Source organism: Aeromonas sp. QDB23 (genome assembly GCF_027707745.1).
GTDB lineage: Bacteria > Pseudomonadota > Gammaproteobacteria > Enterobacterales > Aeromonadaceae > Aeromonas > Aeromonas allosaccharophila.
In genome coordinates, this window is the sequence record NZ_JAPCJA010000002.1 from 181,265 (window position 1) to 207,056 (window position 25,792).

At 60.4% G+C, this 25,792-nt stretch carries 23 protein-coding genes; 7 read left to right on the forward strand and 16 right to left on the reverse strand.

Annotated elements, in window-relative coordinates; all coding sequences use genetic code 11:
- Window positions 1-163: 163 nt before the first annotated feature.
- The gene (gene glnS / locus PG888_RS01870; protein WP_182939289.1) at window positions 164-1,825 is read left to right on the forward strand and encodes a glutamine--tRNA ligase; all 1,662 of its coding nucleotides are present in this window, start codon (window positions 164-166) and stop codon (window positions 1,823-1,825) included.
- Window positions 1,826-1,940: 115 nt separating this feature from the next.
- On the opposite strand, the gene fur is transcribed toward glnS, so the two are convergent.
- The gene (gene fur, locus PG888_RS01875; protein ID WP_005334301.1) at window positions 1,941-2,369 is read right to left on the reverse strand and encodes a ferric iron uptake transcriptional regulator; all 429 of its coding nucleotides are present in this window, start codon (window positions 2,367-2,369) and stop codon (window positions 1,941-1,943) included.
- 242 nt (window positions 2,370-2,611) lie between these two features.
- Between fur and PG888_RS01880 the strand changes: the two genes are divergently transcribed.
- Entirely contained in the window at window positions 2,612-3,085 is a 474-nt protein-coding gene (locus tag PG888_RS01880) for a DUF4442 domain-containing protein (protein WP_005334300.1), read from the forward strand.
- Between the two features lie 90 nt (window positions 3,086-3,175).
- Here the strand turns inward: PG888_RS01880 and fldA are convergent, their stop codons facing one another.
- The 4 genes from fldA to PG888_RS01900 are packed head-to-tail and all read right to left on the reverse strand — an operon-like array spanning window position 3,176 to window position 5,116.
- Window positions 3,176-3,700 carry a flavodoxin FldA gene (gene fldA / locus PG888_RS01885; RefSeq protein WP_005334298.1) on the reverse strand — a complete coding sequence of 175 codons (525 nt, stop codon included), beginning with the start codon at window positions 3,698-3,700 and terminating at the stop codon, window positions 3,176-3,178.
- 39 nt (window positions 3,701-3,739) lie between these two features.
- A complete protein-coding gene (ybfE, locus tag PG888_RS01890) occupies window positions 3,740-4,036 on the reverse strand; it encodes a LexA regulated protein (RefSeq protein WP_005334297.1) in 297 nt (98 codons plus the stop codon).
- Window positions 4,037-4,056: 20 nt separating this feature from the next.
- Window positions 4,057-4,278, reverse strand: a complete 222-nt coding sequence (locus tag PG888_RS01895) for a DUF2788 domain-containing protein (RefSeq protein ID WP_033138903.1) — start codon at window positions 4,276-4,278, stop codon at window positions 4,057-4,059.
- Between the two features lie 55 nt (window positions 4,279-4,333).
- On the reverse strand, window positions 4,334-5,116 hold the full coding sequence (locus tag PG888_RS01900) for an alpha/beta fold hydrolase (protein WP_232093621.1): 783 nt from the start codon (window positions 5,114-5,116) through the stop codon (window positions 4,334-4,336).
- A 274-nt stretch (window positions 5,117-5,390) separates the two neighbouring features.
- Between PG888_RS01900 and seqA the strand changes: the two genes are divergently transcribed.
- On the forward strand, window positions 5,391-5,900 hold the full coding sequence (gene seqA / locus PG888_RS01905) for a replication initiation negative regulator SeqA (RefSeq protein WP_182939290.1): 510 nt from the start codon (window positions 5,391-5,393) through the stop codon (window positions 5,898-5,900).
- A gap of 58 nt (window positions 5,901-5,958) precedes the next feature.
- Entirely contained in the window at window positions 5,959-7,608 is a 1,650-nt protein-coding gene (pgm, locus tag PG888_RS01910) for a phosphoglucomutase (alpha-D-glucose-1,6-bisphosphate-dependent) (RefSeq protein ID WP_182939291.1), read from the forward strand.
- 102 nt (window positions 7,609-7,710) lie between these two features.
- Here the strand turns inward: pgm and mltB are convergent, their stop codons facing one another.
- From mltB to tnpA, 8 genes are all read right to left on the reverse strand, one after another.
- A complete protein-coding gene (gene mltB / locus PG888_RS01915) occupies window positions 7,711-8,793 on the reverse strand; it encodes a lytic murein transglycosylase B (RefSeq protein ID WP_182939292.1) in 1,083 nt (360 codons plus the stop codon).
- Window positions 8,794-8,925: 132 nt separating this feature from the next.
- Window positions 8,926-9,540, reverse strand: coding sequence for a CDP-alcohol phosphatidyltransferase family protein (locus PG888_RS01920; protein WP_058053689.1), 615 nt, complete (start codon window positions 9,538-9,540; stop codon window positions 8,926-8,928).
- Window positions 9,541-9,554: 14 nt separating this feature from the next.
- Window positions 9,555-10,205, reverse strand: coding sequence for an ATP-binding cassette domain-containing protein (locus PG888_RS01925; protein WP_270692829.1), 651 nt, complete (start codon window positions 10,203-10,205; stop codon window positions 9,555-9,557).
- A 23-nt stretch (window positions 10,206-10,228) separates the two neighbouring features.
- Window positions 10,229-11,863 carry an ABC transporter permease gene (locus tag PG888_RS01930; protein ID WP_270692830.1) on the reverse strand — a complete coding sequence of 545 codons (1,635 nt, stop codon included), beginning with the start codon at window positions 11,861-11,863 and terminating at the stop codon, window positions 10,229-10,231.
- Between the two features lie 74 nt (window positions 11,864-11,937).
- Window positions 11,938-13,161 carry an ABC transporter substrate-binding protein gene (locus tag PG888_RS01935; RefSeq protein WP_232093622.1) on the reverse strand — a complete coding sequence of 408 codons (1,224 nt, stop codon included), beginning with the start codon at window positions 13,159-13,161 and terminating at the stop codon, window positions 11,938-11,940.
- Between the two features lie 17 nt (window positions 13,162-13,178).
- A complete protein-coding gene (locus PG888_RS01940) occupies window positions 13,179-15,332 on the reverse strand; it encodes an FAD-dependent oxidoreductase (RefSeq protein ID WP_064338319.1) in 2,154 nt (717 codons plus the stop codon).
- Entirely contained in the window at window positions 15,332-15,913 is a 582-nt protein-coding gene (locus PG888_RS01945; RefSeq protein ID WP_021231092.1) for a carboxymuconolactone decarboxylase family protein, read from the reverse strand. The genes PG888_RS01940 and PG888_RS01945 overlap by 1 nt, the downstream gene beginning before the upstream one ends.
- 99 nt (window positions 15,914-16,012) lie before the next feature.
- Window positions 16,013-16,429 (reverse strand): IS200/IS605 family transposase, encoded by a 417-nt coding sequence (gene tnpA, locus PG888_RS01950; RefSeq protein ID WP_064338318.1) that lies wholly within the window; start codon window positions 16,427-16,429, stop codon window positions 16,013-16,015.
- 21 nt (window positions 16,430-16,450) lie between these two features.
- Here tnpA and PG888_RS01955 point away from each other — a divergent pair, with 21 nt between their 5' ends.
- The gene (locus tag PG888_RS01955; RefSeq protein ID WP_149153227.1) at window positions 16,451-17,656 is read left to right on the forward strand and encodes an RNA-guided endonuclease InsQ/TnpB family protein; all 1,206 of its coding nucleotides are present in this window, start codon (window positions 16,451-16,453) and stop codon (window positions 17,654-17,656) included.
- Between the two features lie 39 nt (window positions 17,657-17,695).
- Here PG888_RS01955 and PG888_RS01960 read toward each other — a convergent pair whose 3' ends face one another.
- The 3 genes from PG888_RS01960 to PG888_RS01970 form a co-directional block, all read right to left on the reverse strand.
- Window positions 17,696-18,370 carry a DUF1499 domain-containing protein gene (locus tag PG888_RS01960; RefSeq protein WP_042657101.1) on the reverse strand — a complete coding sequence of 225 codons (675 nt, stop codon included), beginning with the start codon at window positions 18,368-18,370 and terminating at the stop codon, window positions 17,696-17,698.
- Window positions 18,371-18,550: 180 nt separating this feature from the next.
- Window positions 18,551-18,829: a peptidylprolyl isomerase gene (locus PG888_RS01965; RefSeq protein ID WP_042657102.1), complete on the reverse strand. Its 279-nt coding sequence runs from the start codon at window positions 18,827-18,829 to the stop codon at window positions 18,551-18,553.
- 133 nt (window positions 18,830-18,962) lie between these two features.
- Window positions 18,963-19,337, reverse strand: coding sequence for a hypothetical protein (locus PG888_RS01970; protein WP_033136756.1), 375 nt, complete (start codon window positions 19,335-19,337; stop codon window positions 18,963-18,965).
- A gap of 514 nt (window positions 19,338-19,851) precedes the next feature.
- On the opposite strand from PG888_RS01970, the gene tamA reads away from it, so the two are divergent.
- Together tamA and tamB are read left to right on the forward strand one after the other, a co-directional pair.
- Window positions 19,852-21,627, forward strand: coding sequence for an autotransporter assembly complex protein TamA (gene tamA, locus PG888_RS01975; protein WP_064338317.1), 1,776 nt, complete (start codon window positions 19,852-19,854; stop codon window positions 21,625-21,627).
- A 61-nt stretch (window positions 21,628-21,688) separates the two neighbouring features.
- Window positions 21,689-25,540, forward strand: coding sequence for an autotransporter assembly complex protein TamB (tamB, locus tag PG888_RS01980; RefSeq protein ID WP_182939296.1), 3,852 nt, complete (start codon window positions 21,689-21,691; stop codon window positions 25,538-25,540).
- Window positions 25,541-25,792: the final 252 nt, after the last annotated feature.

The window sequence follows — 25,792 nt, forward strand, 5'->3', positions numbered from 1 at the left end:
CCCCGCCCGTTTTTAGTGGCGCAATGGCCGGGAAATGGCCCGGAAGTGCCAAATTCAGGTTGAGGCAGCGCCCGTAATGAGGGATCATACCCGGCTTGACGGCGGGGGGATGAGGGTGCCAGCCGGCACAACTTCCGCCAGTGACGCTTTTTTGAGGTGAGCCATGAGTCAGGCGAACAGCCCAACTAACTTTATTCGTCAGATCATTGATGAAGATCTGGCCAGCGGTAAGCACACCAGCGTGCATACCCGTTTTCCGCCCGAGCCGAACGGTTATCTCCATATCGGCCACGCCAAGTCCATCTGCCTGAACTTCGGCATCGCTCGTGACTATCAGGGCCAGTGCAACCTGCGTTTCGATGACACCAACCCGGTGAAGGAAGACATCGAGTTCGTAGAGTCCATCAAGCAGGACGTACAGTGGCTCGGCTTCCAGTGGAGCGGCGAGATCTGCTACTCCTCCGACTATTTCGACAAGCTGCACGGCTATGCCATCGAGCTGATTGAAAAGGGTCTGGCCTATGTGGACGAGCTGACGCCCGAGCAGATGCGCGAGTACCGTGGCACCCTGACTGAAGCGGGCAAGAACAGCCCGTTCCGCGATCGCAGCGTGGAAGAGAACCTGGCGCTGTTTGCCAAGATGAAGAACGGCGAGTTCGCCGAAGGCACCGCCTGCCTGCGCGCCAAGATCGACATGGCATCTCCCTTCATGGTGATGCGCGATCCGGTGATCTACCGCATCAAGTTTGCCCACCACCACCAGACCGGTGACAAGTGGTGCATCTACCCGATGTATGACTTCACCCACTGCATCTCGGACGCGCTGGAAGGGATCACCCACTCCATCTGTACCCTGGAGTTCCAGGACAACCGTCGTCTGTACGACTGGGTGCTGGACAACATCACCATCGACTGCCACCCCCGTCAGTACGAGTTCTCTCGTCTGAACCTCGAGTACACCGTCATGTCCAAGCGCAAGCTGAACCTGCTGGTGACCGAGAAGCACGTCGATGGTTGGGATGACCCGCGCATGCTGACCGTCTCCGGTCTGCGTCGTCGCGGCTACACTCCGGCCTCCATCCGCGAGTTCTGCAAGCGCATCGGCGTCACCAAGCAGGACAACATCGTCGAGATGAGCATGCTGGAAGCCTGCATCCGCGAAGACCTCAACGAGCATGCGCCGCGCGCCATGGCCGTGCTGCATCCGGTGAAAGTGGTTATCGAGAACCTGGCTGCCGACGAAGTGCTGACTGCCCCGGCCCACCCGAGCAATGCCGAGATGGGTACCCGCGAGCTGAACTTCACCCGCGAGATCTTCATCGACGAAGCGGACTTCAAAGAAGAGGCGAACAAGCAGTTCAAGCGTCTGGTGCTGGGCAAGGAAGTGCGTCTGCGCAATGCCTATGTGATCAAGGCCGAGCGCATCGAGAAAGATGCCGATGGCAAAGTCACCTGCATCTACTGCTCCTACGACCCCGAGACCCTGGGCAAGGATCCGGCCGATGGCCGCAAGGTGAAAGGGGTGATCCACTGGGTCAGCGCCACTCACTCCCTGCCAGCGGAAGTGCGTCTCTACGATCGTCTGTTCAAGGTACCGAACCCGGGCGCTGAGGATGACTTCGAAGCTGCGCTGAATCCGGAATCCCTGGTGATCATCGAGGGGGCTCGTGTTGAGGCATCCCTGAAGAACGCCAAGCCGGAGCAGGCTTACCAGTTCGAGCGTGAAGGTTACTTCTGCGCCGACAACAAGCTCTCCAGCCCGGAGCATCTGGTGTTCAACCGCACCGTTGCCCTGCGCGACTCCTGGGGCAAAGTCGAAGGCTAACTCAGTAGGGCAGGGGAGACCCTGCCCTGTGCGATGCCACGGCCTGCGCCGGACAATAAAAAAGCCAGCTGATGCTGGCTTTTTTATTGTCCGTTATCTGCAAGTCGCGGGCGACTTATTCGTCGTGCTTGCACTCACCTGTTGCACAGTGACCGTAGAGGTAGAGGCTGTGGTTGGTGAGACGGATATTGAATTTCTTGGCGATCTCGCGCTGACGCTGTTCGATCACTTCGTCGGAGAACTCGATCACCTTGCCGCAGTCAAGGCAAACCAGGTGGTCGTGGTGCTCCTGAGTCGCCAGCTCGAATACCGACTTGCCACCTTCGAAGTGGTGACGGGTAACGATACCGGCATCATCAAACTGGTTGAGAACGCGATAGACGGTAGCGAGACCAATCTCTTCACCCAGGTCGATCAGTCGTTTATAGAGATCTTCGGCGCTGGTGTGCTGGCAATCCGGCTGTTGCAGGATTTCCAGGATTTTGACCCGGGGCAAGGTGATCTTGAGCCCGGCCTTTTTTAACGCTTGGTTGTTGTCTGCCATATTCTACTTATTCGCATTCTCGAAGGTGGGGTTATTCTGATGGACTGCCGCAGGAATGGCAACCTTGAACTCGCTTGGCCTGTCATTATAGGTCGTAGCCTCCCTAAAAATAAACCCAGCAATTCAAGGGGTTTAGTCCTAAATGGCCGATTGGATTGAAATAATCAATCGTGTCGTCCGACTTGCCGGTATGGCAGATGTTGATAAGATGTAACTTTCATATTTCTGGTCGGATGAGATCCATGGATTGGCTTTTTGACAATGCGGCCTGGGTGCGCCGCGCACTCAACGCCTGGCCCCCCTTCTGGGGCGCCGGTATCAAGATAGAGACCCTGAGCGATGACTTTCGCTACTGTCGGGTGACCCTGAAATCCCGCTGGTGGAACAAGAACGCCAACCGCACCCAGTTTGGCGGCAGCATGTTTGCCATGACGGACCCCATCTATCCGCTGATGCTGATGGGCTACTTCAAGAATCGCTACTACGTCTGGGACAAGGCGGGCAGCATCAACTACATCAAGCCGGGCAAGGGCAAGCTGGTGGCCGAGTTCAACCTGACCGAGGGCAAGCTGGCCGAAATCGTGGCGGCGACTGAAGGTGGCAACAAGCACTTCCCCGAATTCGAGGTCACGGTGCAGGACAAGAGCGGCGAGCTGGTGGCGCAGGTCAAGCGCACCCTCTATGTGCGGGCCAAACCGGAGCACAGGGGTGAATAACAGGGGAGAATAAAGGCAGGCATCGCAACAAGCAGATACAACAAGGGCCCCGTCGGGGCCCTTGTTGTCAGAGGTATGAGGGTAGGCGGATTACTCCAGCTCGCCCAGGCACATCTCTTCGTGCAGCTGTTTGCACCAGCCCTTGACGCGCTCGGCGGTCAGCTCCGGCTGGCGATCTTCATCGATACCCAGACCGACAAAGTGCTTGTCATCGACCAGCGCCTTGGAGGCTTCAAACTCGTAGCCGGCAGTCGGCCAGTGGCCGATGATGATGGCGCCTTTGGCTTCGACGATGTCACGCAGGGTGCCCATGGCGTCGAGGAAGTACTCGGAGTAGTCTTCCTGATCACCGCAACCGAAGATGGCGACCAGCTTGTTGGTGAAGTCGATTTCGCCCAGATCAGGGAAGAAGTCGTCCCAGTCGGCCTGGGCTTCGCCATAGTACCAAGTCGGGATGCCGAACATCAGCAGGTCAAAGCTCTCGATGTCGGCCTTGCTGCTCTTGGCGATGTCGCGGACTTCAATCAGGTTTTTGCCCAGCTCTTTCTGGATCATCTTGGCGACAGCTTCGGTGTTACCGGTATCGCTGCCAAAAAACAGACCTACACTTGCCATAGTGTTTAGTTACCCGTATTTGGTGTTAATGCTCAACGCTCAGACTGCAATGTCCACCGCAAAGGCGGACTCAATCTGTTGTTTCAGAATAGATTGGATCAGCTCGGCTCGGCTGATGTTCTGTTGTAACGCAAGTTGGTTCAGGCGCTCCAGCAACTCGGCCTCCACCTTTAACTCTACCCGCTTCAGCCCATTTTCCCGATCGCGCTTAAGCTGGTTACGCTTGTTGATCTTGAGCTGGGTCTCGCGGGGGAGTGGATTGGTCTTTGGCCTGCCGGGGCGCTTCTCATTTGCGAACAGATCCAGTGTTGTTCGATCAGTTTGCTGTTTGGCCATACATCACAGATGAAAATAAGTTAGCCGAGTCCTGAGCCTTCCCAGCCCAGTTCGATCAGCCCCTTGGCGACAAAACCCGCACAACCCAGAAACAGTACCAACCAGACGATAAAACGGCCAAAACGGGGCACATTGCCGCGTTTGAGCACGTCATGAATGGCAAGACCAATCAAGATGAAAATCGCCAGAAAAAATAATTTCAGGCCCAAACTTTCGATCAGGTCGATATGTTCACTTAGCATGGATTGCGCACACTCCTTATGACGGGCGCACTATATCACAAAGGATTTGAAACTGTTAACCGCCTGTCGACAGGAAATCCACAACCAATTTGTTGAACAGAGCCGGTTTTTCCGCATGCAGCCAGTGGCCGGTGTCGGCGATGACACGCACCTTTGCCGCCGGGAATTGGGCCAGCGCCGCCTCGCTGTATTGCGGCTGCATATAGTCAGAATCCCCCCCCTTGATAAAGAGCACCGGCCCCTCGAAGCGGCGATCATCCTCTGGCCAGCCCATGATGTTGGCGTAGTTTTGCTTAAGTGCCGGCACATTGAAGCGCCAACCCCAGCCCTGCTCGCCTCTGGCGAAGGATTTGAGCAGGAACTGGCGCACCCCGGCGATCTCGATGTGCTGCGCCAGCATGGCTTCCGCCTCGCTGCGGCTTTGCGGCGGCGTGCGCAGGGTGGCATTGAGTCCGGCGAACACATTCTGGTGGCGGGAGTGGGGATAGGCGACCGGCGCCATATCGGCGACGACTAGACGGCTTACACGTGCTGGCGCCAGCTTGGCGACCTGCATCGCCACCTTGCCCCCCATCGAGTGGCCAATCAGAGTAGCGTCGGCAATCTCCAGCCGATCCATCAGGGTCAGGATATCGGCAGCTTGCGCCGGATAGCTCATCTCGCTGCTATGAAAGGAGCCACCGTGGTTGCGCAGATCGACGCTGATGACCCGATACTGCTCGCAGAGGGCACGGGCCAGCAGGCCGAGGTTGTCGAGGCTGCCAAACAGGCCGTGGATCAGAATGACCGCCGGGCCCTGACCCTGCTCCTTGAAGTTCAATATGCTGTTTTGTTGCAAAATGACACCTTGTCGGTCGTGAGTACGTATCGCTGTTTTATTTAACGCACTGGAAAGAAAAGGATTTCGTCCAACGGATGGGAAATAAATGTGGTTTTTTTTCTAAAAAATCCCGTCCGGATCGGCTATCAGTGCGGCTGATCACACACTTGGCCCGCTATTATGCCGTATTCTCGATGAGATTCATGTACATCTGCCAGCCCCTTGCTTGGGCTGTCGGGTTTGCCTATGTATAATCGCCGCATCCGAATTTCGACGAGTCCAGCGCATCCCTATGAAAACCATCGAGCTTGATGACGATCTCTACTTCTATATCGCCAGCCAGACCCGGCACATTGGTGAGAGTGCCTCCGATATCCTGCGCCGTCTGCTGGAACAGCCTGCTCACCAACGTGTGCCGGTTGCCGAGCCCGTTGCCGTGGTGCAGCCCAGTGCGGTAGCCACCCGGCAAGGGCTGCAAGCCCTGCTCGACTCCGGTGAGCTGCAAAAAGAAGAGAAGTCCATCAACCGCTTCATGCAGGTGCTCAGTACCCTCTACCGGGACGACCCGGTCGGGTTTACCCAGGCCACCGAAATCAAGGGGCGCAAGCGCGTCTATTTCTCACGGGATCCCGAGGCTCTGCGCGCCAGTGGTAGCACCACCAAGCCCAAGCCGGTACCGGAGACCCCGTTCTGGGTGATCACCAACACCAACACCAGCCGCAAGCAGAATATGGTGGCCCAGCTGATGGCCAGCATGGGCTATGGCGAAGAGGTGATCGCGCAGGTGTGTGGCGCCATTTAACGGTTTATCAAGACTCAGGCCTTGCCCACCAAGGCCGCCATTACGCAAGGAAAACGCCATGGCTCAGCATTCCCACGCCGGTCAGCCGGCCCGTTTAAGCGACCTGACCAACATCCCCCGTCTGGTCAGTGCCTACTACCTCAACAAGCCGGACATGAGCCGCCCCGAGCAGCGGGTTGCCTTTGGTACCTCCGGCCACCGTGGCAGTGCCTTGCACAACGCCTTTACCGAATCCCATATTCTGGCGGTGACCCAGGCGCTGGTGGAGTATCGCCAGCAGGCCGGTATCACTGGCCCGCTGTTTGTCGGCATGGATACCCATGCCCTGTCCGAATCCGCCTTTGCCAGCGCAGTCGAAGTGCTGGCGGCCAACGGCGTTGAAACTCGCATTCAAGCCGGTATGGGCTTTACCCCGACCCCGGTCATCTCTCACGCCATCCTGCGCTACAACGCCAGCAAGCCTGCCGCGCTGGCAGACGGTGTGGTGATCACCCCATCTCACAACCCGCCGGAAGATGGTGGCTTCAAGTACAACCCGCCCCACGGCGGTCCCGCCGAAGGGGAGATCACCAAGTGGGTGGAAGACCGTGCCAACGCCATTCTGGAAGCGGGTCTGGCTGGCGTGAAACGGATGCCGTTCGCCGAAGCGCTCAAGAGCCCGTTCGTGGTGGAGCACGACTATGTCACCCCTTACGTGGATGACCTGAAGAACGTGCTGGACATGGATGCCATCAAGCAGGCGGGCATCAAGATTGGTGTCGATCCGCTGGGTGGCTCCGGCGTCGCCTACTGGGACGTCATCGCCAAGACCTATGGCCTGAACATCGAGGTGGTGAACTACAAGGTCGACCCGACCTTCTCCTTCATGACCCTGGATAAAGACGGCAAGATCCGGATGGACTGCTCCAGCCCGTTCGCCATGGCGAGCCTGATTGCCCTCAAAGACAAGTTCGACATCGCCCTTGGCAACGACCCTGACTACGACCGTCACGGCATCGTCACCAAGTCTGGCCTGATGAACCCGAACCACTATCTGGCGGTAGCAATCCAGTATCTGTTTACCCATCGCACCGGCTGGGCTGCCGATGCGGCTGTCGGCAAGACGCTGGTCTCCTCTTCCATGATCGACCGGGTTGCCGGCGAGATTGGCCGTACCCTGAAAGAGGTGCCGGTCGGCTTCAAGTGGTTCGTGGATGGCCTCTACAGCGGCGAGTTCGGCTTTGGTGGCGAGGAGAGCGCTGGCGCCTCCTTCCTGCGCAAAGATGGCACCGTCTGGACCACCGACAAGGATGGCTTCATTCTGGCGCTGCTGGCGGCGGAAATTCTGGCGGTCACCGGCAAGGATCCGCAGGCTCATTACGATGCACTGGAAGCCAAGTTTGGTCGCTCCAGCTACCGTCGTATCGACGCCCCGGCCAACAGTGCCCAGAAAGCGGTGCTCTCCAAGCTGGATCCGGCACTGGTCGAAGCCTCAACCCTGGCCGGTGAGCCCATCATCGCCAAGCTGACCAAGGCGCCGGGCAACGATGCCGCCATCGGCGGCCTCAAGGTGGTGACCGAGAACGGCTGGTTCGCGGCGCGCCCCTCCGGCACCGAGTCCATCTACAAGATCTACATGGAGAGCTTCAAGGGCGAAGTACACCTGGATCTGATCCAGCAAGAGGCCCAGCAAATTGTCTCTGCTGCGTTGGCCAAGGCAGGCGTCTAAATCAGGTAGCCATCCTTGAGCCCCTGATGGGGTTGAACGTTGGATATAAAAAAGGAGCCATAATGGCTCCTTTTTCATTGTCTGTTTTATGCCAGCGAGTTGTCAGCGCGCCGCCTTCACCGCCAGCCCCAGCTGCCACACTGCCATGGCGTAGTGGGTGCTGTGGTTGTAGCGGGTGATGGTGTAGAAGTTGGGCAGGCCGTACCAGTATTGGTAGCCGGTGCCCACATCGAGGCGCAGCAGGCTCGATTCGCTGTGATTGCCCAGGCTGCTGGTGGGGGTGAGCCCTGCGCGGCGCAGGGTGGCGACCGGGTAGCGGGTCTGGAAGCCATGCTCATAGCCGGGCAGCTGACCCTGACCGCGCACCGCCACCGGTTGGCCTTTCTCCCAGCCGTGGGCCTTGAAGTAGTTGGCGACGCTGCCGATGGCATCCACCGGATCCCACAAATTGGTGTGGCCGTTGCCGTCAAAGTCCACCGCATAGCGCTGGAAGCTGGAGGGCATGAACTGGCCATAGCCCATGGCCCCGGCGTAGGAGCCCTTGGGCTCTGCAGGATCCATCCCTTCATCGCGGGTCATCACCAGGAAGGCTTCCAATTCGCTGGTGAAGAACTCGGCGCGGCGCGGATAATCAAACGCCAGGGTGGCCAGCGCATCCAGAATGCGGGTCTTGCCCATCACCCGGCCCCAGCGGGTCTCGACCCCGATAATGCCGACGATGATCTCCGGCGGCACCCCGTAGATCTGCTCCGCCCGGTTCAGCTCGCTTGCGTATTCACGCCAGAAGTTGACGCCGTTTTGCACGTTGTCGGGGGTGATGAACTTGGCGCGATAGCGGTTCCAGGCGCCGGTCGGACCGGTGGGCTTGGCGGTGGTCGGTGCCTGGGCATCCATCAGGCGGATGATCCAGTCGTAACGCTCTGCCTGAGCCAGCACCTGATGCAACTGGGCACTGTCAAAACCGTGCTTCTCGACCATCTTCTGGACGAACCGGTCCACGTTGGGGCGATTGGCGAAATCCCCCTTGCTAACCCCTTGTGTATAAACAGGTTTGTTCGATGGAGTCTGATTGATAAAGGCGCTGTTGGGCTGGGGCTTGACCACGGGCTTGGGGGCCGGGGCGCTGCTGCAGCCACCGAGCAGGGGGAATAACGACAGAGTCAGAAGAGAGGCAAGGCGACGCATAGGGTTCTCAAAGAGACTAACAAAAGTGTCGTCATGGTAAAACATTGTCATCCGCGTGCAAGTGTTCCGTGCGCCTCGTTGGCCACCAATTCATCGTGCGATGGATTAGCCCTCCGGTGAGTGCTGCGCTGTTTAGCTCGGGGGGTGACGCAGGGTGTGGTATCCGCTCCAGAGTCGGGTCAGGGTGGTGATGGCGCAGAGCAGAGCAAAACCGTAGGCGAGTGGGGCGAAGGCGGCGGGCCACAGACACATCAGCACAAAAAGGACGATGGTCTCGCTCCCCTCGGTGAGGCCGCCCAGATAGTAGAGGGACTTGTGGTGGTAGACCGGATTGTCGATCCCCCGCTTGCCTGCCATGATGGCAAAGGCCAAAAAGCTCGACCCTGTGCCCATAAAGGCAAACAGCAGGGTGGCGGCGGGCAGTGCATTGGCGGGGGCGGCGAGGGCAAAGCCCAGCACCACGGCAGCGTAGAAGATGAAATCCAGCGTGATGTCGAGAAAGCCGCCGCAGTCGGTGATGCCAGTTTCCCGCGCCACGGCACCATCGAGCCCGTCCAGCAAGCGGTTGAGCAGGATCGCCGCAAGCGCCCATTGATAGCAGCCAAAGGCCAGCAGCGGCAGCGCCAGCATGCCGATGGCAAAACCGGTGAGGCTCACCTGATTGGCACTGACCCCGGCACGGCAGAGCGGTTTGGCAAGCTGGGTGAGGGGGCTGCGGATCACGGGGATCAGGTGGCGGTCAAACAAGGTGAACTCCTCGGTCAAAAACAGGATTCGGTGAGATTGAGTATGGTGCCCGGCGCATCCTCTTCGTCGTGGGTCACCAGAATCGCGGGGATGGCCAGCGCCTTGATCTGCGCGAATACCAGCTCGCGAAAGGCGGCCCGCAGCGGCTTGTCGAGGCGGGAGAAGGGCTCGTCCAGCAGCAGGGCATCGGGTTCGGCCAACAGCGCGCGCAGCAGACTGACCCGCGCCCGCTGACCCCCCGATAGCAGCGGCGGCAGCTTGTCAGCCTGATCCGCCAGCGCGACCTGTACCAATGCGGCCAGCGCCTTTTCCCGCCGCGCGCGTTTTCCCTTGATGGTCGCCGGCATGCCGAACATCAGGTTCTCCGCCACCGTCAGATGGTCAAACAGCAAGTCATCCTGAAACAGCATGCCGATGCGCCGCGCTTGCGGTGGCAAGGTGTTGAGTAACCGCTCGCCGAGCCTTATATCCCCCTCCAGCCGGATGGGGCCGCTATCTGTCAGCGCACCCGGCAGTACTCCGGCGAGCCCTGCCAGCAGGGAGCTTTTACCACAACCGCTGGGGCCCATCAGGGTCAACACCTCGCCGGGGACCACCTGGAGGGCGGGCAGCGAGAGCAGCAGATTTTCATCCAGATAGAGTCGAAGAGGCGTGGTGCTCAGCATATGGCGATTTCCATCATGAGAGTTCATCGTGAGCCGCCCCCCTTGAGCGCCGGATTGATCCGCGCCGGCAGCCAAAGCGCCAGCAGATAGATAACGAGCGGCAGCAGCAGTTGCAGCAGGCCGTAGAGCCCCGCCAGCCGCCGGTTGAGGCCACTGCCGATGGCCACCGCTTCGGTGGTGATGGTGACCACCCTGCCTGCACCAAAGAGCAGGGTCGGCAGATACTGGGCCAGGCTCACCGCCGCCCCTACCGCAAAGGCAAACAGCAGCGGGCGCGCCAGCAGCGGTGCTTTCACCTGCCACCAGGCTCGCCATGGCGTTGCCCCCAGCAGCAGGGCGCTTTGGGTGATCCGCGGATCGAACTGGCGATAGGGGCCGTGCAGGCACAAATAGACATAGGGAAAGACAAACAGCAGCTGGCTCCAGAGCACCCAGCCCCAGCCAATGCCGCTGCTTATCGAGTCGTGTGCAAGCCAGTCCAACCCGAGCCGGATACCAAATAGCAGGCTCGCCTGCGGCAGCAACAGCGGCAGGCAGACAAGCCAAAGTGGCCAGCGGCGGCGCCCGGCTTGCACCTCCAGACTACACACCGCCATTACCAGCGCCAGCAAGCCACTCGCCAGCGCCAACAGCGCGCTGGTTGCCAGCAGCGGCAGCAGGGTTGGTAGCAGATCCAGCCAGTAGTGACCGCTCCACTGGCTTGGCCAGAGGGTGGGAAAGGGCCAGCGGCGCGCCAGCGACCAGAGCAGCAGGGCCGCCAGCACCGCCAGATTGAGGGTGATCAGGGTGAATGCAAAGCCTGCTGCGAGCCGGTTGGCAAGGGGATGGGACTCGGCCCGTTTGCCATTGAGCCAGCAGCCTTTGCCCATCTCTTTATGAAGCCACTCCAGTAATCTGAGCAGAGCGATCAGCAGCGCCGTGATGGCGAGCAACAGCAGGGCGCCACTGGCGGTGGCACCGCGCCAGAGCAGATCCGGGTCCTGATACCAGAGCCACAACCGCACCGCCAGCGGGGCGGGGGCGTCGGGCCCGAGCAACTGGGCGAGATCCACTACCGCCACTCCGTAGGCCGCCACCGCATAGATGGGCAGGCGCAGGGCTGGCCAGAGCGCAGGTAGCAGCAGGCGCCACCAGATCTGGGGGGCGCTGAAACCAAGGCTCGCCCCCAGCCACTGCTGGCGTGCCAGCTGGATGGGCTGTTGTGCGGCCATCGCCATCAGCAGCAGAAAGGGGGTCTCTTTGAAAACGAGCAGTGCAATCAGCCCGAGTCCTAGAGGGTCGCGAATAGTCTGCCAATCGGGGGGCAGTTCAAATCCGGTAAGGGCTGGCGAGACGAGCCGCAGTAGCCAGCCGGAGGGGGCGAGCAGAAAGGTAAAACCGATGCCAAAGGCGACGTGGGGCATGGCCAGCATCGGCGAGAGCAGGCGGCGGAGCAGGCCGAAAGCCCGGCTGTCGCTGTGGGCCAGCAGCAGGGCGGTCAACAGCAGGCTACCGAGGGTCGAGGCGGCGCCAATCCACAGGCTCAGCGCAGCGGAGTGCCACAGGCCAGGCTGGGCCAACAGCAAGGCAAGATGAGAGGCGGTCATCCTCTCCGCCAGCAGTTGCCATAGCCCCGCCAGCAGGGGAATGACGAAGATCACCAGATAAACAACGCCCATACCCATCCCGCGGTGGCGGATCAGCAACCTGCGCCATGGTCGGGAGCGGGCAAGCGGGTGACCAGCGGCACTCATCAGTGGCCGTAACGCCCGGCCCAGGCCGCTTCCAGTTTGAGCTGCCAGCTGGGATGGGGCTCTGACACTGATTTGAAGCGCAATGCCGGTTGCCCCTTTGTGGAGTCAGGCTGGGCATCGGCCCGCAGCACGCTGGGATCACCCCAGAATGCCGGATTGGCCTTGCGCGCCTGCGCTGCCGGGCTCAGCAGGAAGTTGGCCACCACCTTGGCCCCGGCGCGGGCACTGGCGTTGAAGGGGATAGCGAGAAAATGGCTGTTGGTGAGCGCCCCTTTCTCCATGGCAACCGCCTCCACACTGGGGGGCAGGGCGCCAATCTGGGCGGCGCTTTGCGCCTCCTGCGGGTTGAAGCTGATGGCCATGGCCAGTTCGCCATCATCGAGCAGTTGGCGGGTTTCGGCGGCGCTGGTGGGGAACAGCTTGCCCTTGCGCCAGAGTGCCGGATGCAGCTCATCGAGCCAGGCCCAGAGCGGGGCGGTGAGCTTGGTAAAGTCGCTCTCGGTCGCTTCCCGATAGAGGGGGGCGGGGTTTGGCGTCAACTCCAGCAAGATCTGCTTGAGAAAGCTGGAGCCATGGAACTGGGGCGGCTTGGGATAGGTGAAACGGCCGGGATGGGCCTTGGCCCACGCAAGCAGGGCAGCAGCCGAGGTGGGCGGGCTGGCGACCTCTTCGGTGTCGACCATCAGATTGAGCTGGCCGATGCCCCAGGGGGCTTCCAGCCCTTCCACCGGCAGGGTGAAGTCCTCACTCACCGGCAGGCTGCTGTCTACCAGCGCCATGTTGGGCAGCTCAGTGGTAAAGGGTGCGCCAAGCAGCCCCTGTTCCTTGAGCGCCTTGAAGTTCTCACCGTTGACCCACAGCAGATCGATGGGGCCGCCAGCTTGCTTACCCGCCTGCTTGTTGGCCAGCAGCTGGCTGACGCTCTGGGCGATGTCATCTACCTTCACCTGCACCAGCTTGACCTGATAGTCGCGCGCCAGCTCCTGCCCGGCCCACACCAGATAGGCGTTGATCTCCGGGCTGCCGCCCCAGGCGTTGAAGTAGACGGTCTGCCCTTTCGCCTCCTCAAGGGTCTGTTGCCAGCCGTCGTCTGGATTGGCCGCCAACAGCGGGCCACTGGCCAGCAGTGGCAGGGCGCACAGCAGGGCGTTGAGCCGCCGTTTAAGCCGAGAGTTCTGGCGTGATCTGAGGTGTGAGCCGAGCAGTGAGAATGGCTTGAGCATAAACGTTTCCCTGATTGTCAGGCGCCACGGCGCCAGCGGTGATAACGGGCCAGCAACGCCAGCACCCGGGTGGGCTGGTGGGCCCGTTTCCATTCACCTGCCACGTATTTGTTTCCCTCCATCAGGGTGGGATAGGCGTGAATGGTGCCGAGGATCTTGCCAAGGCCGAGGCGGTGACGCATGGCGAGCACGAACTCGGCAATCCGCTCACCGGCGTGAGTGCCCACTATGGTGGCGCCAAGGATAGTATCCTTGCCCGGCACGGTCAGCACCTCGACAAAACCGTGGCGCTCACCATCGGCAATGGCGCGATCCAGCTCGGCCAGCTCGAAGCGGGTCGCCTCGAAGGGAATCCCCTGCGCCTCTGCCTCCTTGCGATTGAGGCCGACCCGGGCAATCTCCGGAGTGGTGTAGGTGGCCGCCGGAATGACCCGATAGTCGGCCCGAAAGCGCTTGAACTGGCCAAATAGGGCATTGACCGCCGCATACCAGGCCTGATGGGCGGCGAAGTGGGTGAACTGGTAAGGGCCCGCTACGTCTCCCACTGCCAGTATGCTGGGGAAGTTGGTGGCAAGAAAGCCATCGACCGCTATGGTGCCGCGGGGGGCAAGCTCGACTCCCAACGCTTCGAGCCCGAAGCCGCTCACATTGGCGACCCGACCCAGTGCCAGCAGCAGTTGATCCCCTTCAATCACCTGCGTCTCATCGCCCCGGCGCAGTTGCAGCCGGATGGGCAGATCCCCCTCGGCTGCGGGCAGGTAGTCGGCTCGCTCGGCGCGCCAGCCGGTGAGTAGCCGCACGCCATCGCGGCTCATCTGCCCGGCCAGCGCGTCGGCCACTTCCCTATCTTCGCGGGGCAGCAGCTGCTCCGAGAGCTCCACCAAGGTCACGGGAATGCCGAGCTGGGCGAAGCTTTGGGCCAGCTCGCAGCCGATGGGGCCGCCGCCCAGCACCAGCAGGCGGCGCGGCGGGGTGCGCAGTTGCCAGAGGCTATCCGAGGTGAGGTAAGGCACCTGATCCAGCCCCGGCAGCTTGGGCACCAGCGGCCGGGCGCCGGTGGCAATAACGATATGGCGGCTGGCAAGGCGCTGGCCATTCACTTCCACCTCCCAGGGGGAGACCAGCCGCGCCTCCCCTTCGATGCACTCCACCCCAAGCCCCTGATAGCGCTTGATGGAATCGTGGGGCTCGACCGCCTTGATAACCTCAGCCACCCGCTCCATCACAGCGGCAAAATCGGCGCGGGAGTGGCTTGGGCTAAAGCCCAGCTCGTCGGCCTTGCGCTGCTCTGCGGCAAAGCGGGCGCAGCGGATCAATGCCTTGGAGGGGACGCAGCCGCTGTTGAGGCAATCGCCCCCCATCTTGTGTTTCTCGATGAGCGCCACCTTGGCCTTCACCGCTGCGGCGATATAGCTGGTGACCAGTCCACCGGCCCCGGCACCTATCACCAGCAGGTTGTAGTCATAGCGAGCGGGTTTGCGGTAGGTGGCGAGCAGGCGCCGCTGGGCGAGGTGTGCGGTCAATTTCTTGACCAGCCAGGGCATCAGCCCCAGCAGGGTCAGCGCCATCATCAGGCCGGGAGAGAGGATATTGCCGGTGCTGGTTAACTGGCCAAGCTCGCTGCCCGCCAGCACATAGACGAAGGTGCCGGGCAGCATGCCAAGCTGGCTCACCCAGTAGTAGGTGCTGACTCTGATGGGGGTGAGCCCCATCAGCAGATTGACCAGAAAGAAGGGGAATACGGGGATGAGGCGCAGGCTGAGCAGATAGAAGGCACCCTCCTTCGCCATGCCGGAGTGAAAGGTGGTCAGCTTGTCACCAAAGCGGGCCGTGACCCAGTCGCGCAGCAGAAAGCGGGCGCTGAGAAAGGCCAGGGTCGCGCCGATGGAGCTGGCAAAGGAGACCAGCAGCAGCCCCCAGGCGACGCCGAACACCGCGCTGCCACCCAGGGTGAGCAGGCTGGCACCGGGCAGGGAGAGGGCTGTGCTCAGCACATAGATAAGCACGAACAGCAGGCTGGCCGAGACAAAGTGGCTGTCGACCCATTGCGCCAGTGCCGCCTGCTGGGCCTGCAAGGCGCCCAGAGTGAGGTAACGGCCAAGATCGAGGGTAAAAAAGGTGCCGATGAGGCCCCCCATCACCAGCGCAAGCAGCAGGCGGGTCCGGTTCATCAGGCGTCCTTGCTGTCTGGCTGGGCGGGGCGTTCCGGTTGCACCGGTAGTTGGCAGAAGCCCTGCGGCGCGATATCGAGGGCGGCGTTGAACTTGGCCGACATGTTCTGGAAGGCGATAAGGCCGGTCAGCTCAACCATGGCGTCGTCGTCGAACCAGGGCTTGAGGCGGGCCGCCTGTTCATCGCTAACCCCATCCAGCCCGGTCATCGCTTCGGTGTAGTCGAGCACTGCTTTCTCCCGTTCATCGAACAGCGGGCTTTCGCGCCAGTTGGCCAGCGCCTCCACCTTCTCGCTGGAGCCGGCTCTCTTTACCAGGGTCATGGCATTGATGTCGACGCAAAAACGACACCAGTTGAGCTGGGAGACCCGCACCGTCACCAGCGAGCGCAGCACGGGGTCGATGGGGGATCGCTTGCGGTTGATGACCCCGTAGAGGGTAGCGACGGCGGCAAACAGGCGCGGCGAGCGGCCCCAGCATTTGCCCGGAATAAGCACCTGACCATAGTTGCGCTTTTGCAGCCAGAAAAAGGGGCGGATAAACCAGGCATATTCCCGGTCGGGTTTGACCTCAACGCGCATCAGTTACCTTCTTGTTGTTTCACACTTACCCAAAAGCACCGTAAAGCCCCGTCATTCATGGCGGGGATATAAGGTGTGAATGGCGTAGCCGTTCCATGGTTAATGAGGTGTTTGCTGTTGCTCGATGTACTGCCGGATGATCTCTATCGGAGCGCCGCCACAACTCGATGCAAAGTAAGATGGCGACCACAACATGCCCTTGTAGTAGAACTTGGCGGCGATGTCTGGCCGCTCTTTTCGCAGCACCCGACTGGATGCCCCTTTTAGGCTGTTCACCAGCGCCGATACTGCCACTTTTGGCGGGTAATTCACCAGCAGGTGAACATGATCAACCTCTCCATCCATCTCTTTTAGCTCTGCCTCAAAGTCAGCGCAGATCTTGGAGAACAGCTCTCTAAGGCGGTCGATGGCGGCATTGTCGAATACTCTTCTGCGATATTTCGTCACAAAGACCAAATGAACATGCATAGAGAAAACGCAGTGTCTGCCAGTTCTAATGTCATTGATTTTGCTCATAGACCAAAGTATATTATAGCCATGCAACGACTTCAAGCCTTCAAATATGAACTTCGGCCAGACGGCCAGCAACAGCTGCGAATGCGCCGCTTCGCTGGTTCATGCCGTTTCGTGTTCAACAAGGCGCTGGCGTTGCAGCAGGAGCGCTTTGAACAGGGCGAGAAGAAGCTCGGCTATGCGGAGCTGTGTAAACAGCTCACCCAATGGAAGTCGGAAGACTCAACCGCTTGGCTTGCCGAAACGCCCTCCCAACCCTTGCAGCAAACGCTAAAAGATCTGGAGCGAGCCTACACTAACTTCTTCGCCAAACGCGCCGATTTCCCTCGCTTCAAAAAGAAGGGTTTATCCGATAGCTTCCGCTATCCGCAAGGTTTCAAGCTCGATCAGGCCAATAGCCGTCTGTTCCTGCCTAAGTTGGGTTGGCTACGCTACCGCAACAGTCGGGATGTGCTCGGGGTGATCAAGAACATCACCGTGAGCCAATCAAGCGGTAAGTGGTATGCCGCTATCCAGACCGAGCGAGAGGTTGATGTGCCCGTTCATCAAGGCACAGCTGTTGGCCTCGATATGGGGATTAAACGCTTTGTCACCCTGTCAGATGGCAGCCACAAAGACCCACTCAACAGCTTCAAGGCTCACGAAAAAGCCTTGCGCAAAGCGCAGCAGGCGATGAGCCGCAAAGTCATATTCAGCCGCAATTGGAAGAAAGCGAAAGCCCGTATTCAGCGCATCCAGACTCATATCGGCAGTGCCCGCCGCGACTACTTGCATAAGATCTCGACCGCCATCAGCAAAAACCACGCGCTGGTATGTGTCGAAGATTTGCAGGTGCGAAATATGTCCAAGTCAGCGGCGGGCACAACTGACACGCCTGGGCGCAACGTGCGAGCCAAGTCGGGCCTGAATAAGGCTATTTTAGATCAAGGCTGGGGCGAGTTTCGGCGTCAGCTCGACTACAAGCTGGCTTGGAATGGCGGGCATTTGATAGCGGTGCCGCCGAAGAACACCAGCCGAACGTGCCCATGTTGCGGGCATATCTCGGCTGATAATCGTCAAACACAAGCTACGTTCGAATGTGTGGAGTGTGATTTTAAAGAAAACGCCGATCTAGTCGGCGCGATCAATGTGTTAAGGGCGGGACACGCCCAGTTAGCCTGTGAAGTGAGTGGTGCAATAAGGCCGCCAGCAGCAGGAACCCACCGAAGCGAATTAAGCGTAATCGCCTAACCGCAGTAGGAATCCCCGTCCTTTAGGGCGGGGAGGATGTCAAGGTTTCAAATTGGGTTTGTAGGCCTGACCGAGTCGCTCGTTCAGGCGGATCAGAAAATCCTCGATCCGCGCCCGGTTGGTACCCAAGTCGCTGCGCCCCTGACGGGAGGCCGATCGCATATCGATGCGAGTCTCTTTCGGGCCGGCAAAGACCCGCAGCGCCACATCATCCTGAAAGCCGAACCAGCCGGTGGTGACCACTGCATCCAGACCATCCGGGCTCGGTCGTACCTGCCAGCCCAGCTCCTGCATCAGTTCGCTGGCTTCAATCACCACTTCGGCAGGGGAGGCCCTGGTAAAGAGAGGACCGGGTTTTGCCTCAACTGCTTTCAGCGGGGCGCTATTAATTGGCAGATCCTGCTCGGTTCTAAGCTCCGCCGCCCAGCGCAGCAGGGGGGGATTGTAGGGATCGGTACTCACATCGTTGATCAGCGGCATGCGCAGCGCCTGCACCACAAAGAGCAGCGGCAGCAACAGCGGCAAGGCGCCAAAGCCGTTGGCGTAGCGGTTGCGGCTCCAGGGCAGGCGCACCAGCAGGATAAGGGAGACAAGCGCTCCGATGAGACAGATCGCAAAACCTATCCACCAGGGCCAGAGATGGAAGCGGCTGCCGAGGGCGCCAGCGAGCGGGAGTAACCAGGCCAGCAGGGGCCACAAGCAAGAGCGGGGCATAGCACGGGATCCATCGTCGAATGTGGACAATGCCGAGAAGGATAAACTTAATTGTCTGATAACGTTAGTAAATTGATGCGAGTTTGGCGTTGTTTCAGCCAGTTTTGCGAGGGAGGATGAGGAGGTCGGTGAAGCCCGCCTGATGGGAGCTTCACCGAGAGAATGGTCAGTTGCGATGGTTTAATTGCGATAGAGCACTTTGATCAGATGGAAGCCGAACTTGGTGCGCACCGGCCCCAGTACCTTGAGCAGTTCGCCCTTGAATACGGCATCGTCGAAGGGCTTGACCATATCCCCTTTATTGAACTCCCCCAGATCGCCGCTACGTTTTGCAGAGGCGCAGGTGGAGAAGCGCTTGGCCATCTGGCCGAAGTCGGCTCCCTTCTCGATCTTCTCCTTGATCTCCATACACTGTTTTTCGGTCTTGACCAGAATGTGCTGGGCACAGGCTTTTTTCATCGGGGCGCTCCTGGGCGTGATGGCGAAGGTTGTTAATGCCAAGTGTGGTGGCAAATGGGGGCGCAAGAGTACCCCAATTTGCCACCGGCGTCAGCCATCACAGCCCGCCGTTTACCGGCGCTGGTCAGCCCTATTATTGGCGAGCGCGGGTGGCTAGCACGGCGCGGGGGCGAGCTTGCCAGATGATCTCCAGCCCGAGCAGGGCGTAGAGGCTCCAGATGGCCAGCGGATTGAGCCACTCGCCCCCCAGTTGCAGGGTCATCAGGGCGCAACCTGCCAGCAGCAAGGTGATGCCTGGCAGCCGCCAGTGGGCGGGCAGCGGGGCCAGCATCGCCATCGCCAGCAGAATACCGAGGCCAAACGGCAGATTCAGGGCGGTAAAGGCCAGTGCCTGTTGGCCACTCATGCCGGTCAGCAGGGCCAGCAGGGCGCTGCAACAGGCGAGGAAGGTGATGAACTCGAGACGATCGGCAATATAGTCAGCCATCTGTTCGCTACGTGCATGCATGATGTGTCTCCTTCAGTTGATGGTTCAAGTGTGAGGGAGTGACGTCTGCAAAGGCAGCGGGATAATTCGATTGCGCTGAACGAGCAATTCTTAATCACCCGCTACGGCGGGCTTTGGCGTGTGCCGGGCCTGCTAAACCGTGAGGGTGGGGCGATGCCGACAAACTCTGTCGTGGTGGGTTTCTGGTGGTAAAGAGAGGGGGAGAGGTGACAAATGGTGCCTGACGACGGGGTGAAGCATGTTCAGGGCAGGTCAGCTCGCCCTCATCGGGAAAGCGGGCGTCGTCATTGTCACCAAAATGTGTGATTTGTGGTCAACCTCTTAAAAGATATGGCGAATTTGCCAATGGCACCGCGCTGTCGCTGGCCGATGCCTATGTTAGGATAAGGTTCGCCATTTTTCTGGCGCGCATTATTGTGTCACGGCCATGCACTGCATGGCGTGCTGCGCCGCTTTCGGGGTTGGCCCGAAAGGGCGCTGGTTTCCTTCACCACAGATTCAGGAATATTGACCTTTGACAGGATGCATTTCATCCCTGCTGGCAGGGCGTTCGCTGTCTGGCTCTGCGTTTCGCCGCGGCCTGTTGGTACTGGGGGTGGGCCTGTTGCTGTCGCTGCTGGCTTCGCCCGCGTTTGCCGCCAAGCTCACCTATCAGGTCAAGGGGTTGAAAGGGGAGAACAAGGATAACGTTGAAGCCTACCTCAATGCCCTGCCGGTCTATCAGGAGCGGCAATACCGCCCGGCCCGCGCCAGGATCACCGAGAGCGTGCAAAAAGCGCTGCAAGTTTATGGCTACTACCAGCCGAAAATCACCCTGAGTCGCGACAAGAAGAGCCCGTCCAAAGTGGTGATCGAGGTGGACAAAGGGGAGCCGGTCATCGTCTCTCGCCTCGATATTCTGCTGGAGGGGGATGCGGGCAGCGACGAGCTCTACAGCGCCCTGCTGGACAAGTTACCGCTGAAAGAGGGGGAGCCTCTCAACCACGCCAAATATGAATCGATCAAGGCGGATCTTGGCAGCCTCGGGCTGGCCCGCGGTTACTTTGATGCCAAGCTGAGCAGGAGTCAGGTCAAGGTGTTCCAGGACAAGGGGACGGCGGAGATCTTCATCCTGTTCGAATCGGGCCATCGCTACCGTTTCGGCGAGATCCGCTACGATGCCACTCCCGAAGCGCTCCACCTGATCCGCCCGCTTATCAACATCAAGAGCGGTGACCCCTATCTCGCCATCCGGCTGGCCGAGATGTCGCAGGATGTCTCCTCCACCAAGCTGTTCCGTCAGGTCGATATCAAGCCGGTATTGAGCGAGGCGAGCAACTATCGGGTGCCCATCGCGGTGACACTGGATAACCGGGTCGATCACGAAATCGAGACCGGTATCGGTTACGCCACCGACGTGGGGCCAAGATTGAGTGCCACCTGGGAGAAGCCCTGGGTCAACCACTACGGCCACCGCCTCTTTGCCACCGCCAAGGTGTCGGCGCCGGAGTCTGAACTCAGTTTCGACTACCAGATCCCGGTGGGCAACCCGCTGCGAGACTACTACTCGGTACAGGCCGGTTACCAGTACAAGGACAACAACGATACCCGCTCCGATCTGACGGCTATCGGTGTGCACCGCTGGACGCGGCGACCGGAGAGCTGGGATCGGGACGTTTTTATCCGGCTGGAGAACGAGATCTATACCCAGGGCGCCGACGAGGGGAACAGCTTGCTGCTGATCCCGGGGGTCTCCTGGTCCCGGCTGCGGGTACGCGGCGGATTGGTGCCGGACTGGGGCGATCGCCAGCAGTTGACGCTGGAGTTCTCCGACCCCAGATGGGGCTCCGACATCAGCTTTATGCGGGTGTGGGGGCGCAGCAAGTGGCTGCGTACCCTCGGGGATAACCACAGATTCCTGATGCGGGCCGAGCAGGGGGCCATCATAGGTGACAGCTTCTCGCTGGTGCCGCCGTCGTTACGGTTCTTTACCGGTGGTGATCAGACGGTGCGTGGCTTTGGTTATGAGACCATCTCCCCCACCGGGTCGGATGGCAAGCTGACCGGTGGCCGCTACACCAGCGTGGCGAGTCTGGAATACAACTACCGCTTCAGCGAGAAGTGGCTGGGTGCCATGTTTGTTGATGGCGGCACCTCCACCACCGATTACAGCGAACCCTGGAAAATAGGTACTGGCGTCGGTGTGCGCTGGGTGACTCCCATCGGTCAGGTCAGGCTGGATCTGGCGGTCGGGGTATCGGAGGAGGATAAGCCCTTGCGGCTGCATTTCGCATTGGGGCCTGAATTATGATGTTGTCTAAACGCTTTTTTCTTTGGCCGCTGCGGCTGTATCTTGCGCGGGGGGCTGCATTGTGATCTGGCTAAAACGCATTTTTCTCTGGCTGATGGGGCTGGTGTTCCTGCTGCTGATCGGCGTCAGCCTGCTGGGCTTTACCCATCAGGGCAACAAGTGGTTGTGGCAACAGGCCAAGGGGGCGCTGCCCTCCCTCAAGGGGGAGCTGGTGGCCGGTCAGCTTGGCTACGGCTGGACCCTGGAAGGGGCGGGCTGGCAGGATGAGCTGGTGGATGTCACGGTCGATCGCGCCGTGCTCGACTGGGATCTTGGCAAGTTATTGCAGGGCAAGCTCTGGATAAAATCCCTGGCGGTGACCCATCCGGTGGTCAAGGTAACCGACTCCGAGCCGACACCGGAAGAGCCTTCCGAACCCTTTGTCTGGCACCCGTTGCCGCTCAAGATCCAAGTTGACAGCCTCAAGGTCGCGGATCTCGATCTGGCGGTGCCCGGCGTGGCCGTGACTCTGGGGTCCCTCGATATCGGCGCCACCCTCAATCGCAAGGGGCTGATTGTGCGCGGCCCGGTGCTCGATAACCTGAAGGTGACGCTGGATGACGCGGCGCCTGCCAATGCAGGGGCCAACTCCACCAAGCAGTCAGCCACAGCTAACGCCAAGACCGTTAACGATAAGCTCGCTAACGATAAGCTCGCTAACGAGCAGCAAGCCGGGGCTGCGGTTGCTCGCACCGACAAGGCCAGTGCCAAGGCAGCCAAACAGGGCAAAGGGGCGCCAGTTGCAAAACTTGCAAAGGCTGCCCCCATTGTCCTGCCCGCCATTCACCTTCCTTTCCCCATTCAGCTGGAAGGGGTCAATGCGACCCGGGTGCAATATAAGCAGGGCGAGCTGATCGAAGGGCTCGACAAGCTGCTGCTATCGGCCACCGCCGCCGATGATCGCATCGAGGTGCGCGAGCTTTCGCTGCGCCACGCCATGGCCGATCTGGCGCTCAAGGGCCACATCCAGCTCAGTGATGACTACCCGCTGGCGGTGACGCTGGATGCCAAGGCCCGTAAAGGGCTGCTGGATGGCGAGCTGCAAGGGGAACAGGCCACGCTGGCGCTGACCGGTTCGGTTGGCAAGCTGGGGTTGGCGTTGTCGGCCAAGGGGCCGGTTGCCGCCAATCTCAAGGGCTCGCTGGCCGCGCTCGACCCGGATCTCCCTTTTGATTTGGCCCTCGACTGGAAGGGCCTCGGTTGGCCTCTTCACAAGCCTGCCAAAGATGAGTCGAGCTATCGGCTGGACAAGGGGAGCCTGACTGCCAAGGGCAAGCTCTCCGGCTACCAGTTTGCTCTCAATACTTCCGGCAAGGGGACCGATGTGCCCCCCTTCAAGCTTGCGCTTGACGGGAAGGGGGATCTGGAGCGGCTCAGCAAGATCGCCTTGCAGCTCAACGCCCTCAAAGGGGGGCTGAAGCTCGATGGCAAGCTGGCCTGGAACAAGGGGATCGAGTGGCAGGGAACCACCCTGTTCAAGGGGATCAATCCAGCCGAGCTGGTGCCTGAGCTGAAAGGGACGCTGGCCGGTGAGCTGGAGAGCCGTTTCGTGATGAACGAATCGGGCCACTGGGAGCTGAAACTGCCCAAGCTCAAGGTGGATGGCAAACTCAATCAGTACCCGCTGGCCCTCAAGGGGGCGCTTAGCGGCAACGACAAGATGGAGTGGCAGATCCCGGCGCTCTCGCTGCAAAGTGGCCCCAACCAGTTGCAGGCCAAGGGCAGTATCAGTAGCGTCCAGTGGAGGCTCGATGCCAACCTGCAGGCTCCCCAGCTGGGGGGCATCTATCCCGGCCTGAAAGGGGATATCAAGGGACAGGTGAAGGTCAGTGGCAATCAGCAGACGCCAAAAATCGATGCGGATCTGGCCTCCGAGCGGCTCTACTATGCTGGCACCGACCTGAAGGGCATTAGTCTCAAGGGCAATGCGGCGATCGGTGCCAAACCGGCCGGTGAGCTCTCGCTGTTGGTGGCGCAGCTGAAACAGGGGGATACCAAGCTCAGCCAGCTGGCCCTGAACCTCAGCGGCGATATCAGTCAGCATCTGTTGACCCTGACCATGAAGGGTGACCCTGTTGCCGCCAACCTCAAACTAGGTGGCGGCGTGCGCGGGGATCACTGGCGCGGGGCGCTCTCCGAGTTGCAGTTGAAAACCCCGCTGCGCCGTTGGGACTTGAGCTCCCCCTGGGCGCTGGATCTCGATCTGCCGCGTCAGCGGCTGGCGATGGGGGATCTCTGTCTCGGCTCCAAGGGAGCCAGCCTCTGCGTCAAGGGGAGTCAGGTCTCCGCTGCCCAAGGCACCCTGGAGTTTGCCCTGAGCGAGTTTGATCTCAAGCGGCTGCGCCCCTGGTTGCCGGACAACTTCCGCTGGCAGGCGATGCTCTCGGCCGACGGCCGCGCCAGCTGGCGTGGCAATCAGCCGACCTTGCATGCAGTGGTGCGCACTACGCCGGGCACTTTTGTGGCAGATGGCCTCAAGACTGATTATCAGCAGCTGGCACTAGCCCTGGATTTCGAGCGGCAGCAGGCGGCCATTCGCCTCGATTTTGCCTCCAAGCAGATCGGCAATATCGATACCGACCTGCTGATCAAGGAGCCTGCCGGTCGCGGTCTGCTCGGTGGTCAGCTCAAGTTTGACGATCTCAAGCTCAATACCTTCGCGCCACTGATCCCGGAGGTGCGCTCCCTGCAAGGGATCATCTGCGCCGATGCCCGTTTCGACGGCACGCTGGCGGCGCCCCTGCTGTTTGGTCAGCTCAACCTGCATGACGGTGAAGTGCAGACCCACTCCGACATGGTGACCCTGACCAAGCTGGTGACCCGCCTCAAGATCGAGGGCAACCGCGCCGAGCTCGATGGCTCCATGCTAGTGGGCAAGGGGCCGCTGGCGTTGGGCGGCTGGCTCAGCTGGGCCAAGATGCCGGTCAGCGGCAGCCTCACCATTCAGGGCAAGGATCTGGAGGCGCAATATCCGGGCATGGGCCGGGTCAGAGTCTCGCCCGATATCGCAGTGTCGCTGGGGGAGGAGACCCGCATTACCGGTCAGGTGGATATTCCCTGGGCACGCATTCTGGTCAAGAGCCTGCCGGATTCGGCGGTGGCGGTCTCCGACGATGTGACCGTGGTCTATGACGATCTGCCCCCTGCTCCCAAGCAGGCCAGCCTGCCGCTGGCGATGAAGGTGGCGATCCGCCTTGGCAACGATGTGAAGCTCGATGCCATGGGGTTGAAGACTGATGTCTCCGGCGGTCTCAATATCCGTCAGGATCCCGAGAAGCCGCTGGCAGGCAATGGCCGGCTGGTGCTGACCAACGGCCGCTTCAAGGCTTACGGTCAGAACCTCATCATCAAGGAGGGTCGGATCCTCTTCTCTGGTCCGCTGGATCGGCCGTTCCTCAACATCGAGGCCAACCGGGATCCCGATACCATCGAGGGTCAGGTGACGGTCGGGGTGCGGGTGACCGGCCCAGCCAGCAAGCCGGAGATCACTGTCTACTCCGAGCCGCAGATGGCGCAGTCGGAACAGCTCTCCTATCTGCTGCGCGGCAAAGGGTTGCAGACCGGTGGTGAGGATGGCGGTTTCAACGGCCTGCTGGTGGCCGGTGCGGTGAGTCAGGCCAACGGCGTGGTGTCGAGCATCGGCGAGTCGCTCGGGATGAGCGATGTCTCCCTCGATACTGCGGGCAGTGGCGACAACACCCAGGTGACTCTGTCGGCCTATCTACTGCCGGGCTTGCAGTTCCAGTACGGGGTCGGGGTGTTCAGCCCCATCGCCGAATTCAAGCTGCGCTACGAGGTATTGCCACGGCTCTATCTGCAGGCGATGAGCGGGGTGGCCCAAGCGGTCGATGTCTTCTATCGCTTCACCCTGTAACGCTTTGCCCCCTAACAAGGCTGATATGAACGTAAACGGGAGGCGCAGGCCTCCCGTTTTTTATTGCGCGATCGGCAGCAGGTAAACGGCGATAAGAGACTGGAGTGCAGAGGGAAAATAGATTGCGGCGGGCTATAAATGCGAAAACCCGGCGCTAGGCCGGGTTTTCTGAATGATGGTGGAGGGAGAAGGATTCGAACCTTCGAAGGCAGAGCCGTCAGATTTACAGTCTGATCCCTTTGGCCGCTCGGG